This window comes from Alteromonas sp. KUL42, assembly GCF_006538325.1.
Classification (GTDB): Bacteria; Pseudomonadota; Gammaproteobacteria; order Enterobacterales; family Alteromonadaceae; genus Alteromonas.
Genome location: NZ_BJKK01000003.1, coordinates 75,216 through 91,858 on the forward strand (window position 1 = coordinate 75,216; position 16,643 = coordinate 91,858).

The window sequence follows — 16,643 nt, forward strand, 5'->3', positions numbered from 1 at the left end:
CAATCAACAAACACAGACAAACTTTGCAAAGTTGGGAGATAGACGCCTTAGCTAAAATCTATCGGTAGATTGTTTTTCGAGTTACTGCTGCCATTACTCCCATCAGCAAAAGTATGATCGTTCCTTTTTCTGGAACTTCAACATAGTTATATGTGATACGAACATCTGCAGAGGCGAACGTATTTATTTCCGTCGCCAAATTCCCCCCACCAATTACGTTACTGGTAGCGAGCGCTTCGAACGTAAAGAAACCTTGTCCGTTACCTGTAAACAAATTTAGAAAGGACGGTATTGTAAAGGTCATTACTTCATAATCGTTCGTCGCAATATTAAGAAACTGTACGCCGGATAAACCGTTATAGTCTGTAACACCGTCGAAGCTTTCTAACTTATCTGTTCGTGTTGCATTTGGTGCGGCAGACAAAGATGTTAATCCGTCTTGTAGCAACAGCGTGATACTCGTTGATAATGTCGCAGTAATGTTTGCACTACGTGTTGTACTTTTGTTTTCTACGGCAATATTGCCACTTGAACGAGCGAACAACTCGACTATTACGGACTCTAGCAAACGCCCTGATGACAAGTTATCAAATAAAGCAAATACAACAGGCACATCAAAATCTGTCGTATTACGCGCAACTGATAAGTTTTGAACAATAACTCCTGCACTCGCCAGTGATGGTGAAAGTGCTAATACAACCATGCAAATAAATTGCTTAATCATTTTAATAAACTCAGTAAACTCTGTGAGCCAAGCCCTCTTGGCTGATGCGCATTAGCAACTCTTGAGCCAGAAATAATAAGCTTATTTATCAACAACCTATTTAACGCAACCTAAATATATGTAAATTTAAATGACACTTATTTCGTTATGTTGATTTTTTGGTTTAACTTGAACTTGTTTATCCTTCACAACGCATTAATCTGTACCACCCACAATTGACTTTAAGGCTTCAAGATGTGCTTCAAAAGGCTTCCATTGCGCCCTACCCGTTTGGTAAATAGGTTGACGCACTTGCTCTGCACTTGGTGTTTTGATCACTCTTTTGGTTTTGTAGAAATCCAAACAAGCAGATTCAAACGGAAGGCCGCAAAAATCAAGAATACGCTTTACTTGCCCTTCCAAGTCGTCTAACACATCCTCGTGTTGTACGGTAAGAATGTCGCCTGGTAATACCGTATGCCAATGGTCCATCAATGAAAGATACGCATTGTAGTAACGACCAATATCTGTAAGGCTATAGCTAAACTCTTGTCCATCACCGAACAATTGCTTAAAGCCACTAAAGCAACAATCCATTGGCGCTCTTCGCGCATCAATGATTTTCGCATTGGGCAGTATTTTTTTGATCAAGCCAATATGAATAAAGTTATTCGGCATTTTATCGATAAAAAATGGCGCTGATTGACGGTATGGCCTCGTCTGTTTGATATAACGTTCACCAAGTAATTTCAGTGCCTCCGCACCCAACGAACCTACATTTAAGGGATAAGGCGTGTTTTGATTGCTAAGCGATGATGCAATGCCCAAGATATCGTGGAGTTCCATCGTGCCATCGACCATAGAGTGTGAAGCCAATATTTGCTCTAAAAGTGTGGAACCCGCACGTGGCAGGCCTACAATGAAGATAGGATCGGGTGATTGGCACCCTTCCTTTTTTGAAAAGCTCTCTTCAGTAAAGGCGGTTTTCTGCGCGTTAAGCGCAGTTTCGGTACGTGCAATGTCGAATTGTAATGTGCGCTTTTTAAGGTCGTTACCTTTGTGGTAATAATGAAATGCGCCATCAGCATCGCCCTTATCTTCTAGTCCTTTACCCAACGCGAAGCACAAATGAATGCAATCATCTAATTTTGTAGACGCTTTACTTAGCTGTTCTTTCATAAGTGAAAGCCAAGCATCGCTGAATTGATAAGTTTTCGTGTTGGCTAAGCTCCAATACGCGTCACCAAAATCTTCAGCAAATTCAGTGGCTTTTTCATACGCACTAATTGCTTTACTTGTGTCTCCTTTTGCTTTCAAAGCATGCCCTAAAGCTACCCATACCGCTGGTCTGTCGGGGTTTTCTAACAACAAAGCACTATATATATCAATGGCTTCATCTAAGTTACCTACCCCTACAAAAGCATGTGCAAGGCCTACTTTTACCGTAAAGTTATCTGGTGATTGCTTAAGACGACGTTTAGCTACTTCCACTGCATCGGGAAATTTACCCAGTTTTGATAGCAAACTTTGATAAGCTGCTGCAGCTCGGTCGTTGTCAGGATAAAGTGTAAAACAGCTTTCTAATAAAAACTCGGCATCACTGTAAACCTTGCACTGCATACCAATTTCTGCCAACAGCATCATTGCCTCTGGGTGATGTTTGTTGGTGGTTAAAAATTGTCGGCATACTTGTTCAGCTTTATGAAGCTGACCATCATGCATAAGATCAGTAGCACCCAATATAGGCTTGGGTAACGATAATAAAAATTCAATTTGTTGCTGGCATAGCGTCAATGCTTGTTGCTGATCATCTTCCTTGTAAATAGCCTCAAGCTGTCTCCACGCACTTAATAATGCAGGGTTAAAGCGAGTAGCTTGATAGAAGCCATGTGCCGCTTTAGCTTTATCCCGTTGTAAGTAGCAATAGCCTAATTCTTGATAACCTCGGGCATAGTCTGGAAATTGTGAGATAAGAGAATCGAGTATTTCAATTGCACTATCAGGCTTTGCCATAAGTCTGTAAGCGACAGCCATTACATACAAGACTTCGTTTTTTTATCTGCGCCTCTAACGGACTTTTCTCGTTCGCGTCATCGCGAATTAATTGACTGCATTCAGAGATAACCAACTGATGCTGAGATTGCATTAATTGCTGTTTAAGCGTTTGAAGTTTTTGTTCTTGTAAATTCATCTACTGCCTGACTTATTCATGCCGATAAAACAAAAACGGCAAACTCGATAGAGTTTACCGTTTTTTAACTAGTACAAATACGTTATTTCCAAGTGTATTTAACTAGTACTGAACTTTAATTGAATTTACGATTAATAGTAATCGTAAGAGAAACGCATGCCAATAGTACGCGGTCTATTCGTTACAACCTTAGGCGTGAACTGCTGCGTATCGATATTTAAGATGGCGCTTTCATCAAATACGTTGTCGATATAAAGCTCCGCTTTCCATACATCATTAGTTACACCAATGGCTAAGTTCGCCAGCACGTAAGACTCTTGAACATAACGACCGCCACGGAAAGTTTCACCGTTGGAGTCAGCATAAGTAACACCTTCATACACGCCTGCTTCTTGCTCTATTTTTAAACCAGAACCCGTACCGTAAATAAGCTGTGTCGCGTCTTCCATTACATATGCGTCCATTACCATTCCGGCCAAACGATCACCAGTATAGCTAACAGAGCCGTTAACATAACCACGCTTATCACCCTCCAGCTCGAAGAAATAACGCGCGTTGATATTTCCTGAGAATTTCGCTGAATATGGAAGCTCAGAGCCAACACCTGCTGCAATACCTTCAAGTTCTGAGTTAATACGCGTTAATTCAGTATCTAGAACACTAAACGCCGCATTAATAACTAAGTCATCGGTAGCCAACCACGTTAAATCAGCATCAACACCCTTAATTTCTGCATCACCCACGTTGTCAGTAAATACAAGAAACGAGATATTAGTTGGGTCGAATCGCGATGTTTGTAAGTCAGTTATTTCTGAGTAATATGCGGTTGCGTTAACACGGAACTGACCATCAAAGAAATCGCCTTTCAAGCCCAGTTCGTAGTTATCCAGCGTATCAGTTGTTGAATACACTGGAATACGGAAGTTTTCAAATTTACCAGACTGGTTGTTCGCCAAGCCACCACCTACACGGTTTGTTACCGGTGGACGGAAACCTTCTGAATAATTAGCAAATAGAAGCAAATCTTTGTTTACTTTCCAATCTAGTGAGAATTTAAAAATGGTATCATCAACCGTAAGCACGCCATTATCATCAAGTAAACCGACTTCAAGTTGACCACTTTGAATCGCTGTGTTAACCGATTCTGGATCAAGACCCACAGCCGCTAACTCATCTGGATCCAGTGTACCAAAGGCTCTTATACGGCGTGTGACGTCTACCGTTGAGGTAGAACCAACATAGATATCGTCAATCTCGTACCAACGCGCGCCAATGCTCGCGGTTAGCGTATCAGTAATATCGTATTCAAACTGACCAAACACAGCAATCTGTTCGATAGTATGAGTAATATCGTTAATGAAACTTACTTCTGAAGGGAAAGGGCCGCCATCGCTATTAATGCCTTCATTGCCTACCAAAGTACGCTGAAGATTATCAAAACCAAACGTAGACATCTCTGTATTGGCAATCTTGAATTGGCCTACCGTCGCGACTTCTTGCTCGTCATAGAACAAACCTGCCGTCACACGCCATGGCGTATCCATGGTAGTATTAAAACGAATTTCATGAGTATTACGTGTAGAAGAGGTCTCTTCTTTGTAATATTTAGTGGGGTCTAAACAGCGCTCATCAGCAGCATTGTCTGGTGTATCGTAGTGGTTACATACATAATATGCGGAGAATAAACCACCATTGGTGTAACCGGTATAGTCGGCTAGCGTGTCGATGTCACGGTTTAAGTACCCCCCCGTGTAGACCACATCCAACTTGTCTAAACGACCTTCAAGCGTCCAGGTTGTTAGCCCAAACTCATCTCTGTTCTCTTCAGGTTGAAAGCGCAATGCTGAACTTTCACCTTCTAGGGTTGGGTCGTAAGCAAATACACCTTCAGTGTCGAGGGTTTGCTGAGTATGTTGAACCAACAAGTCCCAATCTTCATTGATGATGTAAGACAAACCAAAACGTGCACCTGTGTAAGTTGCATCATTGAAGTCGTCTTCAACCAGTGCGTCGTTTTGAGGAGAAACAACTGCCGCTTCTGAGCTAGAATTAATGTTAGGGTTGGTAATGCGGTTTGCATCCATACCTACAGGATCGGCCAATGGACCACCTGATATACGGTCGATAACAACAGCACTGCCGATATAGCCACCTTCACCAGGTACATTTCGTACGTTGTCTATCCAACCGCCTTGCTTGTCGTTGTATGCGGCAACGCGAACTGCAAGGTCGTCAGTCAGCGGCATATTAAAGTAAGCTTCAACCGCATTACTCATTTCTCCGCCTTTGGTGAAACCAATATTTGTGTCAAAGCCCGCAGCGAAGCTAGTATGCTCAGGTTTGTTCGTAATTAAGCGAATAGTACCAGCCTGCGAGCTTGCACCAAACAGCGTACCTTGAGGACCTGGCAATACTTCAACACGTTGCACGTCGGTGGCGTAAACATCTAGGTTGCGTCCCGCCATAGACACAGGCATTTCATCAAGATAAAAAGCAACTGAAGGCTGAAGTGCTTGTACAGACGACAACATAATATTTGATTGTGTTGTAGCAGCACCGCGGATGTAGATTTCGTTTTGACCTGGGCCCGTCCCCTGGAAAACAACATTTGGAAGAAACTCTACATAATCTTGAAAGTTATCAATGCCTAAATTTTCTAACGCTTTACCGTTTAGTGCCGTAACCGCTACAGGCACATCCTGTATCGACTCAACGCGTTTAGTGGCAGTAACTTCAATATTTTCGAATTTCGCCGGCGTGTCTTTTTCTTGTGCAATAAGAGGTGATGACGCCAATGCAGCGACAACTGCACAGCTAAGCTGAGTTTTTCGCATTTGTGTGTGTTTCCTTCTTTGGATTTTTATTCTTCGGACTGTGTTTACTAGCAACACTTACCAAAAGGATCATATATTACGATACACAATCCATTTATAATTTCTACTCAAACGATTAGAAATTGAGCAAAAACCGATAAATATTCTTCTAAAGTCTATTAATCAAACATTAAAAAACAAAACAAAAGCCTTACATGCAACAAAAGTAAAATCACATCTAATTATTTCACCTGATATTTATAAAGTGCATCCATTAGGGTATATTTCACCGTATTACATACAATACAAAAAATAATTAAGGATATTTACTGCGTGATTGACCACCAGAAAGCGTCGTCTTTGAACAAACCCGTGTTTTTTACCTCATCAGCATTAATCTTCTGTTTGTTGATTTTTGCGGCGGGTGCACCTGACACTGCTGATACACTGTTCCAACAATTACAAAGTGTGATTGTTGCAAATGGCAGTTGGTTTTATGTTTTCACGGTTGCAGTTATTGTGGTATTCGTTGTGTTTTTAGGCATGTCGCGTTATGGAGAAATTAAACTCGGGCCGGACCATGCAACGCCAGAATTTACATTCATAACATGGTTAAGCATGCTATTTGCAGCCGGTATGGGTATCGGGCTGATGTTTTTTGGTGTGTCAGAGCCATTAATGCATTTTCTAGCACCACCCACAGCACAAGCTGAAAGTATTGATGCTGTGCGTGAGGCAATGAAAACCACCTTCTTCCACTGGGGCGTTCACGCATGGGCAATATATGCGGTGGTCGCGCTTATATTAGGCTACTTTGCCTATCGCCAGAACTTACCACTTACACTGCGCTCAGCGCTCTACCCGCTTATCGGTGATAAGATATACGGCTGGCCTGGTCATGTTGTAGATATCTTTGCGGTTACCTCAACGGTTTTTGGTGTATCTACATCCCTGGGGTTCGGTGCCTCTCAGGTAAATGCAGGTTTTAACTATTTATTTGGACTACCGTCAAATACCGGTGTGCAAATAATGATTATGGCAGGTGTAGTCGGCTTGGCGGTTATCTCTGTTACCACAGGGCTTGAAAAAGGCATTAGAAGACTTTCTGAAACCAATATGGTTCTAGCAATTGCCCTATTATTGATTGTACTGGTACTTGGCCCCACAGTATTTCTATTACAAGCCTTTATGCAAAATACAGGAGCCTACTTATCTGATTTAGTGCGCAATACGTTTAATCTGTTCGCATACGAAAAAACCGACTGGATTGGTGGATGGACTATCTTTTACTGGGGCTGGTGGTTAGCGTGGGCTCCGTTCGTAGGATTATTCATTGCACGAATTTCATATGGCCGCACAATTCGTGAGTTTGTGCTGGGTGTACTACTTATTCCTTCTGCGTTCACATTATTTTGGATGACCGTATTTGGTAATGCAGCAATCGATCAGGTGCTTGTTCAAGGTAAAGATGTGCTTGCCAACATGGTAAATGAAGATACCGCGGTAGCACTTTTTGTTTTCTTAGAGCAATTTCCCTTCTCTTCTGTTCTAAGTTTCATAGCTGTATTGATGGTAGTTGTATTCTTCGTTACCTCTTGCGATTCAGGGGCAATGGTCGTCGATATGCTGTGCTCACACGGTGAAAATAATACTCCACTATGGCAAAGAGTTTATTGGGCCGTGGGTGTAGGTGTTGTAAGTTCAGTACTGTTATACGCTGGCGGATTAGGCGCATTGCAAACTATGACAATAGCCGCAGCGTTACCCTTTGCCATTGTGTTATTGATTGCTATTTCAGGTTTACTTAAAGCACTGCGAATTGAAGGTTACAAACGAGAGAGTTTACAAGTACTCGCCGGTACACCTCAGCACGGTGATTCCGATAAAAACTGGAAAGAGCGACTTGAGAACATTGTTACCTTCCCTGACGAAAAAGCGGTAAAGCGCTATATTGCAAAAGTCGTAAAATCGGCCATGACTGAAGTAGGTGAAGAGTTTAAAAAACAAAGTTTTGAAGCTGACATTGAAGAAAACGACGACGCGCTTATCTTAACTGTTAAAATGGGTAACGATCCTGATTTTATCTATGCAGCGTACGCCACACCCACAGAGCAACCCGAATTTGGTCCAAGTGAGACACAATCACTGGACGAAAACGACAAGGCAACGTACTATCGCGCCGAAGTACACCTCAGTGAAGGGGGGCAGAACTATGATATTATGGGATGGTCCAAGATATCAGTGATCAACGACATCATTGATCACTATCACAAACACCAGCATTTTATTCATTTGCTCAAGTAACCCATGCATTATGCATATGTTGGAAGTAACATGCGAAAAGAAGAAGAATTATTAGTGGCCTTACGTCGCGTAATACGCGCCGTAGACTTACGCAGTAAGCAGCTTAATAAACACGTGGGGCTAACGGGGCCACAACTACTTGTAATGCAAAATATACAAGAGCGCCCAGGGATCATGGTGCGCGAAATTGCGGACAGTATAAATTTAAGCCCCGCAACCATTACTAACATTTTGGACAGATTAGAAACAAGAGATTTGGCCACACGTATTCGCAGTACACAAGACAAGCGCAAAGTAGGTGTCTTTTTAACAGACAAAGGGAAAGAAGCAGTAGAAGGGGCCCCTCGCCCTCTTCAAGAACATTTCGTTGAACGTTTTGCACAACTTAAAGAGTGGGAGCAAAGCCAAATGGTCGCCACCGTTCAGCGTATTGCAACAATGATGGATGCAGAAGACATTGATGCATCACCATTCCTTGAATTGGGTAGTATTTCAGACAAAGCGGTTTGATACTTCACGTGTAAACGCTAGTAGTTATTCAGCTTAGATTAGTAATGAGCAACCCTAAAAACAAAAACGGCCCGAATGGGCCGTTTTCATTTCGCTTTCAAAGGATTTACTTTTCCGCCGGTCACTTTATCGGCTCTGCCTTCCTCTTTGGCTTTTTCAGCCCGTCGTTTTCTAATCTCTTTCGGATCGGCAATAAGCGGGCGATATATCTCAATCCTATCGCCATCTATAAGCGTATCGCGCAATTTAACCACACGACTCCAAATGCCTACCTTAGTTGCACTTAAGTCAATTTCGGGAAACTGCTCTTTGATATTCGAAGCCTCTATCGCCTCTTCAACCGTTGTACCAGGTTTAATGGCAATATCGATGATAGTTTGCTTAGTCGGCAACGCATACGCCACTTCCACATTAATCAGCGCATCGCTCATGCGTAAACGCTCCTAGCGCGCTCAGTAAACGCTGCAACCATACTACTTGCCAAACTATTAAACACTTTACCAAACGCCATTTCTGCCAATTTATTGGAAAATTCAAACTCTAAATTGAGCTCTATCTTGCATGCCTCTTCCGATAAGGGAGAAAAAGTCCAGCCACCGGTTAACGAGCGGAATGGCCCATCGACCAATTCCATCGCAATACTCTTGCCAGGAACCAGTGAATTATGTGTAGTAAACCACTGTTTTATGCCAGCTTTGGCTACCAACAGCGACGCTTTCATCGTTTGCGCTGACATATCGATAATTTTGCTGTCTGTACAACCGGGAAGAAATTCAGGATAAGACGCAACATCATTAACTAAGTTAAACATGGCTTCAGCACTGTGAGCCACCAGTGCACTTCTATGGATACTTGGCATTTATTCCACTATTACAATTACGCTTTTGCGCATTGTAACACAGAATAATTCGCTAACTGATATTCGGTTTTAGCAAATATGCCCACATATTCTAATTGTGCGGTTGCTAGAGAACACTGAAATTATGCGACACACATAAAGACATTCTTAAAGACTATCAGTATAATAGCGAGCATGAAAAAGAATAAAGCCAACAAAAACACCACCGGAAATATCGCGCAAAACAAAAAAGCGCGTCATGACTATTTCTTAGAAGACAAGTTCGAAGCTGGGCTTGAACTTCAAGGGTGGGAAATTAAAAGTATTCGTGCTGGTAAAGTGAACATTACCGATGCATACATTATTATCCAAAATGCCGAAGCCTATTTAGTAGGCTGTCGTATTAGCCCATTGAATCAAGCATCTACCCACGTTGTTGCAGCACCAGAGCGCGCTAGAAAATTGTTACTCAACAAGCGTGAAATTGACCGTTTAATGGGTGCACGTGACCGCCAAGGTTACTCAATTGTAGCAACTTCCATGTATTGGAAAAAATGCTGGGTGAAGCTAGAAATTCATTTAGCTAAAGGTAAGCATGCCCACGATAAGCGTGACACCATTAAGGACAAAGACTGGCAGCGCCAGAAAGAAAGAATGATGAAACACAGCGTATAACGCTGTGTTTTTCTTTATACGGTAAACTTGTGCACGGAAAGCTTGTGCAGGAGCGAATATTTCTACCCCACATCTCGCTTTGTCATCTTATTGCGGTGCAACATATCTAGAATCAAGCTCCACAGTGGTGAAGGGTCGCGCAATGTAGTTATGTTGTTGCCCAACCTGCGCAGTTGACGCCTTACCATTGCCATGTTCGCCAAGCTAGCAAGCGATTTGTCTTTCCACGTGCAATGGGGAATAACACCAGAGTAGGTCCACTCTTGTTGCCATTTTTTCGCAAGATCTGGCGTGATTGCTAACGCGCTTGCTAAGCCCACCAACGCACAACCTTGCTGAATTACCCTTTCGGCCACTTCCGCGCGTTTAATGCCACCTGTGGTCATAAGGGGAATATCGGTTTTACTTTCCAACACTTTAGCAAACTCAAGGAAATAAGCCTCGCGAGCTAATGTAGTGTCGTCACGGGTTTGCCCTTGCATCGCGGGTGCTTCGTAACTTCCCCCAGATAATTCAACCACATCAACACCAAGTGCTTCAAGCCGATTAACCACCTCACACGAGTCATCAAAGGAGAACCCATTTTTCTGAAAATCAGCTGAATTTAGTTTAACCATCACAATGAAGTCTTTAGCACAAACAGCGCGTACCTGACTGACAATATTGATGAGCAAACGAGCGCGATTGATAATAGAACCGCCCCACTCATCTTGGCGTTGATTGGTAAGTGGTGACAAGAATTGTGTTAATAAATAACCATGGGCAGCATGAATTTCAACACCATCAAAACCCGCTAATTCAGCTTGCTTGGCCGTTTCTACAAAACGCTTGCATACCTCGTGAATATCTTGGCAGGTCATTTCTCGAGGTTGAGCAAACAACTTAGAGTGTTTACCCATATCAAGTGGCACTGCAGAAGGAGCAATGGCATTGCCCTGCATTGCTTTTAATACTTGGCGACCTGGATGGTTAATTTGCATGATGGCAAGCGCGCCATTTGATTTAATGATTTTTGCCCATTTTTGAAACGGTGCTAAATCATTCGATTTTTCAAGCGCTACACCACCTGGCCCAGTCATTGAAGAACGGTCGACCATTACGTTTCCGGTTATGATCATACCAAGATTGCCATGTGCCCAATAGCGATACAAAGAATACATAGACTCGCCCGGCACATTGCCAAGACTCGACATATTTTCTTCCATAGCAGCTTTAACAAGCCGATTTCTTACAGTAACACCACAAGGTAATGTGTACGGAGAATACAAAATTGAATCTGAAGACATTAACACAATAAATTCTAAATGAACGCCTGCGTACTTTAAGTGTTTTTGCGTATAAATGCATCTTTTGAAAGCAAATTATAAAAGAAACGTTTAACACGGCATGAGTTGTGTTATAATCCCAAAACATTTTCGGGGCTGATTAGGATTCGACAGGATCTAGGACGCCGGAGGTGCATGCAGAGGAGCGGTTGGCCTCTTAAAAAGCCGCATTTAAATAGTCGCAAACGACGAAACATACGCACTAGCCGCTTAATAACCGGCATAGGCCCTTCCACCACAGCTTAGTTTGCTAGCGTGGGTTTGGAAGGTCATATAAGCAAACTAGCGAGGGAAACTCTCCTGAGGTTGAACCGCGAAATAGTATCAGGACAGCTATCAGGAACCCTGTTTGTCGGGGTCCAAAATAGTTAAAGAAATGACAAACTAAGCATGTAGTACCAAAGGTAGACATTTTCTGGACGCGGGTTCAAATCCCGCCAGCTCCACCAATTCAAACAGAACCCCGCTAACTAGCGGGGTTCTTTGTTTTTGCAATACGAAAACGTCTTGCTAAAAACTGATCAACAATTAGCTTCATCAGCATTGCGACGCTTTTCAGCTGCCTTTTCGTGAAATTTTGCCAAGTGTTCAGTATCGTCAAAACGCAGCACACCATCTTCGATGTCCCTATATTTAATTGCCAACAGGTCTTTTAAGTAAAAGTCTTTATTCCGCCATGGAAAATGTAAACCTTGCTTAGGAAGCCGCGGCGCTGCGCGTAATACATACCCAGAGTTTAAATCAACAATTCCTTCAGATTCTTGTTCCTCTTCAAGATAGGGGTAAACACTGCTGTATTGTTTTTCGTCTAAAAGATTGAGTAAACGACAAATATACTGATAAGAAAGCTCAGCTTTTAGTGTCCAAGAGGAATTGGTGTAACCAAAAATCATTAAAAAGTTAGGTATATTACTAAACATCATTCCTTTGTAATTGGTCAAGCTATTGGGAGTTACGTTGTGACCATCAACCTCAACCATCATCCCACCCCACAGCTGCACGTCTAAACCCGTCGCGGTTACTATGACATCCGCGTCAATATGCTCGCCATTTTTTAGCTTAACCCCATTCTCTGTAAACGATGCTATATGCGCCGTAACGATAGACGCGCTACCGCCGTTTAAACAATTAAATAGATCGCCATCAGGTACCATGCAAACTCGTTGATCCCAGGGCTTATAGTTAGGTTTGAAATGCGTATCTACATCAAAACCATCATTCAACGCTATTGCTGTTTCCTTTCGAATTATCTTTGCCATAAAGTTTGGAAACCGCTTAGATAAAAAGTAAGTAATTTGCTGCATCAGCACATACTTAGTCCGCATTATCTTATTGGTAAACTTAGCTGACATGAATGAGGATAGAAAGCGATATAAACCGTCAGAAGATGGGCGATTATAAATATACGTTGGCGAGCGCTGTAGCATTACAACATGACTGGATTCTGCTGCCAGTTTGGGTACAAGGGTTACGGCTGTTGCCCCTGAGCCAATAACCACAATACGTTTGTCTTTGTAACTGTAATTCTCTGGCCATTTTTGTGGGTGAATAATATCGCCCTTAAAATTATCGGCCCCCTCAAACTTGGGCAAATAGCCGCTTTCATAGTTGTAATAGCCTGTACATGACACAATAAACTTACAATAAATCTTATATTCAGTGCCATCAGATTTTCTAACCGTACATGTCCATTTATTTTCTTCTGATCGCCAACTTACCTTTATAACCCGTTGTTGAAAACGGATGTATTCTATCAATTTTTCGTCTTCAACCAGCTCACTAAGATAATTATTAATGCGTTCTGCAGAGCCGATATATTCGCGTTCAGTCCAAGGTTTAAATGAATAGGCAAAGGTATACATATCCGAGTCAGAACGAAGCCCTGGGTATTTAAAAAAATCCCATGTTCCACCAAAGTTATCTCGACTCTCGATCACCGCAAAGGTGTCGTTCTGACGCTGCTTTTTAAGCGTATAGCACATCCCTAACCCAGATATGCCTGCCCCAATTATCAGCACATCTAGGTGTTCAGAAGGATCAGTTTTTGTCGATTGCATTCCCTTATCCATTAACATCTTTTTTACTTTTATAATGCCCAAGACCATCCAAATCAACTAGATATTGCAATGGAACGTGGCTGTATAAACCTTCCCTTTCGGAAAAACATGCAAAAGTTAAACTGGGAAGACAGCTAAAAGATGTAATGCTGATGATGAGAGCGGCTTGCTCGCAATGAGTGAAGAAACAAAAACCAGACACATAACAGCTGTCATTATGTCTGGCCTATAGTCTTAGTGTTACTTGTACGATTTTAACCACCACTTGTTGTCAAGCGGCGATTACGGGTGGTTATGGGCGGTTACGCCCGTACTTGTCGTGGCTGCTTACCCAATGCCCCGCAATAACTGCACAACCTAGAGAAATATCACCTGCTAATACGGTTGCCGCAACAATTTCAGCCAGCTTGTTAGCTTTACCTTTACCGTAGCAACCCATCAGTTCTAAACATTCACGTTGGGTTGGTAAACCTGTACCGCCACCGTAAGTTGCCACAATTAACGAAGGTAGCGTTACTGCCATGTACAAATCGCCATTAGGTAGCAATTCATGAGAAAGCAAACCTGCGTGTGACTCTACTACGTTGGCTTCGTCTTGGCCGGTGGCAATAAACAAAGAGGCAATACCGTTTGCTGAATGCGGTCCGTTATAAGCCGCACCTGCCATTAATGCCCCAGTGTTAGCCAGCACAGTTGCGCGAGCCAAAGTGTGGGTATCCACCTTCATAATTTTTGCCAGCACTTCTCGCTTTAATACAATCTCAGCTATCACGCGCTTACCACGAGAGTGCAGCATGTTCAGGTGTGAGTGTTTTTTGTCGGTATCCATATTGCCCGACAACAAATATTCACATTGCACTGGATAATTAGCTTTAATCCATTCACAGGCCGCAAGGGTCGCTTTACCTACCATGTTCTGGCCGGCAGCGTCGCCTGTGGTGTAGTTAAAACGCAAGTAACGCACACGCGACACAGACCATTGGTGAATATGCTGCAATTTACCTATGCTAGTTGTGCTTTCGGCGGCAGCGGCAATGGCTTCGAAATGTTCATCTACCCATGCGCCAAACTCGCGCGCTTCACGGGCATCCGAGAAAATAAAGGCTGGAGCACGTTGCATAAATTGCTCAACCACTGTGGTTTTTACCCCACCGCATTCGTTAATCACGCGCATTCCACGGCTATAGCTGGCAACCAAGGTTCCTTCTGTGGTTGCTAGCGGTACATAAAACATACCATCAGCGTTTTCACCATTAATTTGTACTGGCCCTGCAATGCCCACAGGCATTTGTACCACACCGATAAAGTTTTCAACGTTACCGGGCAAGAGTGCAGGGTCGATCGAGTATTGCCCCGTATGCTCTAGGCTCGACCCCGTTTTCTGTGAAAGAAACTCTCTGCGTTTCTGTGCCATTTCGTTTGTATGGTCGTCCATAGTATTACGCGGGATGCGGGTATCATCAGTCATTGTGTTAACGTCCTCTTTTTACAATACAGATAAAGCTTTTAATGGAGCTGCGTATGTTATGCCAAACCGTTTAAGTGACTTGGTTTTATTAAATTACTATTCGATTAAGTCCTGATTATAGCTATGAATTTACTATACACATGATTAAACAATGATGACAAAACAAATGTGTTTGATAATGGAAATTTATAAAAATATAAAGATTATGTTAACTGTTTATGGAAATTTAGATTGTTGTTTAGCTAAAACTTCGCACAATTTTTCCCTGCGTGTTTTGCTCTGTATAACGCTTCGTCGGCTTTGAGCACTAAATCAGTTGCAGATTCTCGTTGATTGTCAATATCAGCGCAGACTAAGCCTATGCTAATAGTTAGTAATTTATTGTGATGTGAATGCTCGTGAGGTATGCCCAGCTTTCTAACATTACGCAGTATTTGCTCAGCAATTCTCATTACCGACTTTTCACTTGCGCCAGGTAAAATGACAGCAAATTCCTCACCGCCATAGCGCACCGCTAAATCATTAAGGCCTAAGCAGCTATTCGTTAACGTTTCCGCTATTTTCTCTAACGCGTTATCGCCTGCCACATGACCGTATGTATCGTTAAAGGCTTTAAACGAATCTACATCAATCAATAATAACGACAATGGGCGTTGGCTGTTGCGGCTTTCCACTAATTCGCATTCAAGTGCGTTATCAAAAAAACGTCTATTACCAATACCGGTTAAACCGTCAATGTTGGCCAATCGCTCTAGTTGTTTATTGGCTTCAACCAGTTCTATCTGTACTTTTTGGAGGGCTTTTTGGTTATGCAGGTTTTGTAATGTATTACCCAGTATTTCGCCTACTCGTTTAAGGTATTCAATATCATGGGGTTTCCATTCATAAGGCCCACCAATAATGTCACACCCTATGAAGCCATAAATTTTACTATTAACCATAATACGTACGCACAAAATACTGCAAATACGCTCTCTTTCGAATTCAGCTCGCTCTTTCGACGCAGTATCTGGAATGGTAGCCACATCATCCACTTTAAAAATGCCATTGGTGACATGCTCAATCAAATAAGGCATTTCATTCGTTGGCATGTCTTGTAAGTCGTCGATGTAAGGAGTGACCCCTGCCGCCACCCATTCGTGGGTGTTAGACATCAAGTCTCCATCATCAGAAAACTCAAACAAGTAGCACCTGTCAACATCACAGAACTCACCAAAGGCAGCTAAGCTTTGGTCAATAATGGCATCGAGTTCATGAATTCCCGCATTAATCAGCTTTGATGAAAAGTTAGTCAGGAGTTGGTTAAACGAAATATGTTTTCCAATGGCAGTATCTTTAGACGCGTTGGTCGATAAGTCATCGAAGTTAATTTTGATATGCAAGAAAACCCAGTCACCTGGAGGGGTAGACACCACCTTGCTTTCAACAAGACAGTGAATAGTACGAAGGTTGGTCTGTAACCTTACCCAAAGATTAACTTGCTCACCATGCTCGGCGAGCTCGAATGGAGATTCTGCTTTTAGCAATTCCACTTTTGACACTGGGTCAAAAAATGTTATCTCATCTACATTGATATCACGTTTGTCAGTCGCTCCGAAATTACGCTTAAAACCACTGCTCATGAATATACCACCCTCTCCTTTCTGCTTAAAAAGCAGACATGATGGCAATTCCTGAAAAATAGGTAAGAGATCTTCCGTCTTCAATCTAACTCTCGCGAATCAATAATTATTATTTATCGTAGCAGCACTATGCATAG

13 protein-coding genes and 1 other RNA gene are annotated in these 16,643 nt (G+C 42.4%); 4 read left to right on the forward strand and 10 right to left on the reverse strand.

Annotated features, from left to right (window positions below; all coding sequences use genetic code 11):
* Positions 1–58 precede the first annotated feature (58 nt).
* From EYR97_RS05600 to EYR97_RS05615, 4 genes are all read right to left on the reverse strand, one after another.
* Positions 59–724 carry a choice-of-anchor E domain-containing protein gene (locus tag EYR97_RS05600; protein ID WP_131092839.1) on the reverse strand — a complete coding sequence of 222 codons (666 nt, stop codon included), beginning with the start codon at positions 722–724 and terminating at the stop codon, positions 59–61.
* Between the two features lie 195 nt (positions 725–919).
* Entirely contained in the window at positions 920–2,716 is a 1,797-nt protein-coding gene (locus EYR97_RS05605) for a tetratricopeptide repeat-containing sulfotransferase family protein (RefSeq protein ID WP_242634910.1), read from the reverse strand.
* Positions 2,703–2,894: a hypothetical protein gene (locus EYR97_RS05610; RefSeq protein ID WP_131092841.1), complete on the reverse strand. Its 192-nt coding sequence runs from the start codon at positions 2,892–2,894 to the stop codon at positions 2,703–2,705. The genes EYR97_RS05605 and EYR97_RS05610 overlap by 14 nt, the downstream gene beginning before the upstream one ends.
* A gap of 131 nt (positions 2,895–3,025) precedes the next feature.
* A complete protein-coding gene (locus EYR97_RS05615; protein WP_131092842.1) occupies positions 3,026–5,728 on the reverse strand; it encodes a TonB-dependent receptor in 2,703 nt (900 codons plus the stop codon).
* 315 nt (positions 5,729–6,043) lie between these two features.
* Between EYR97_RS05615 and EYR97_RS05620 the strand changes: the two genes are divergently transcribed.
* Together EYR97_RS05620 and EYR97_RS05625 are read left to right on the forward strand one after the other, a co-directional pair.
* Positions 6,044–8,011, forward strand: coding sequence for a BCCT family transporter (locus EYR97_RS05620; RefSeq protein ID WP_404840949.1), 1,968 nt, complete (start codon positions 6,044–6,046; stop codon positions 8,009–8,011).
* 30 nt (positions 8,012–8,041) lie between these two features.
* On the forward strand, positions 8,042–8,521 hold the full coding sequence (locus EYR97_RS05625) for a MarR family winged helix-turn-helix transcriptional regulator (protein ID WP_131092844.1): 480 nt from the start codon (positions 8,042–8,044) through the stop codon (positions 8,519–8,521).
* 86 nt (positions 8,522–8,607) lie between these two features.
* Here EYR97_RS05625 and EYR97_RS05630 read toward each other — a convergent pair whose 3' ends face one another.
* Together EYR97_RS05630 and EYR97_RS05635 are read right to left on the reverse strand one after the other, a co-directional pair.
* Positions 8,608–8,952 carry an RnfH family protein gene (locus EYR97_RS05630; protein WP_131092845.1) on the reverse strand — a complete coding sequence of 115 codons (345 nt, stop codon included), beginning with the start codon at positions 8,950–8,952 and terminating at the stop codon, positions 8,608–8,610.
* On the reverse strand, positions 8,949–9,380 hold the full coding sequence (locus tag EYR97_RS05635) for a type II toxin-antitoxin system RatA family toxin (RefSeq protein WP_131092846.1): 432 nt from the start codon (positions 9,378–9,380) through the stop codon (positions 8,949–8,951). Before EYR97_RS05635 ends, EYR97_RS05630 begins: the two co-directional genes overlap by 4 nt.
* A 174-nt stretch (positions 9,381–9,554) precedes the next feature.
* Here EYR97_RS05635 and smpB point away from each other — a divergent pair, with 174 nt between their 5' ends.
* The gene (smpB, locus tag EYR97_RS05640; RefSeq protein ID WP_131092847.1) at positions 9,555–10,034 is read left to right on the forward strand and encodes an SsrA-binding protein SmpB; all 480 of its coding nucleotides are present in this window, start codon (positions 9,555–9,557) and stop codon (positions 10,032–10,034) included.
* A gap of 62 nt (positions 10,035–10,096) precedes the next feature.
* On the opposite strand, the gene EYR97_RS05645 is transcribed toward smpB, so the two are convergent.
* Positions 10,097–11,320, reverse strand: coding sequence for an NADH:flavin oxidoreductase/NADH oxidase family protein (locus EYR97_RS05645; protein WP_131092848.1), 1,224 nt, complete (start codon positions 11,318–11,320; stop codon positions 10,097–10,099).
* A gap of 131 nt (positions 11,321–11,451) precedes the next feature.
* Between EYR97_RS05645 and ssrA the strand changes: the two genes are divergently transcribed.
* Positions 11,452–11,808: a transfer-messenger RNA gene (gene ssrA, locus EYR97_RS05650) on the forward strand.
* Positions 11,809–11,880: 72 nt separating this feature from the next.
* Here ssrA and EYR97_RS05655 read toward each other — a convergent pair.
* The 3 genes from EYR97_RS05655 to EYR97_RS05665 form a co-directional block, all read right to left on the reverse strand.
* The gene (locus tag EYR97_RS05655) at positions 11,881–13,416 is read right to left on the reverse strand and encodes an NAD(P)/FAD-dependent oxidoreductase (RefSeq protein WP_165477984.1); all 1,536 of its coding nucleotides are present in this window, start codon (positions 13,414–13,416) and stop codon (positions 11,881–11,883) included.
* A gap of 292 nt (positions 13,417–13,708) precedes the next feature.
* On the reverse strand, positions 13,709–14,884 hold the full coding sequence (locus tag EYR97_RS05660) for a hydroxymethylglutaryl-CoA reductase (protein ID WP_131092850.1): 1,176 nt from the start codon (positions 14,882–14,884) through the stop codon (positions 13,709–13,711).
* A 242-nt stretch (positions 14,885–15,126) separates the two neighbouring features.
* Positions 15,127–16,506 carry a sensor domain-containing diguanylate cyclase gene (locus EYR97_RS05665; protein ID WP_131092851.1) on the reverse strand — a complete coding sequence of 460 codons (1,380 nt, stop codon included), beginning with the start codon at positions 16,504–16,506 and terminating at the stop codon, positions 15,127–15,129.
* Between the last annotated feature and the right edge of the window lie 137 nt (positions 16,507–16,643).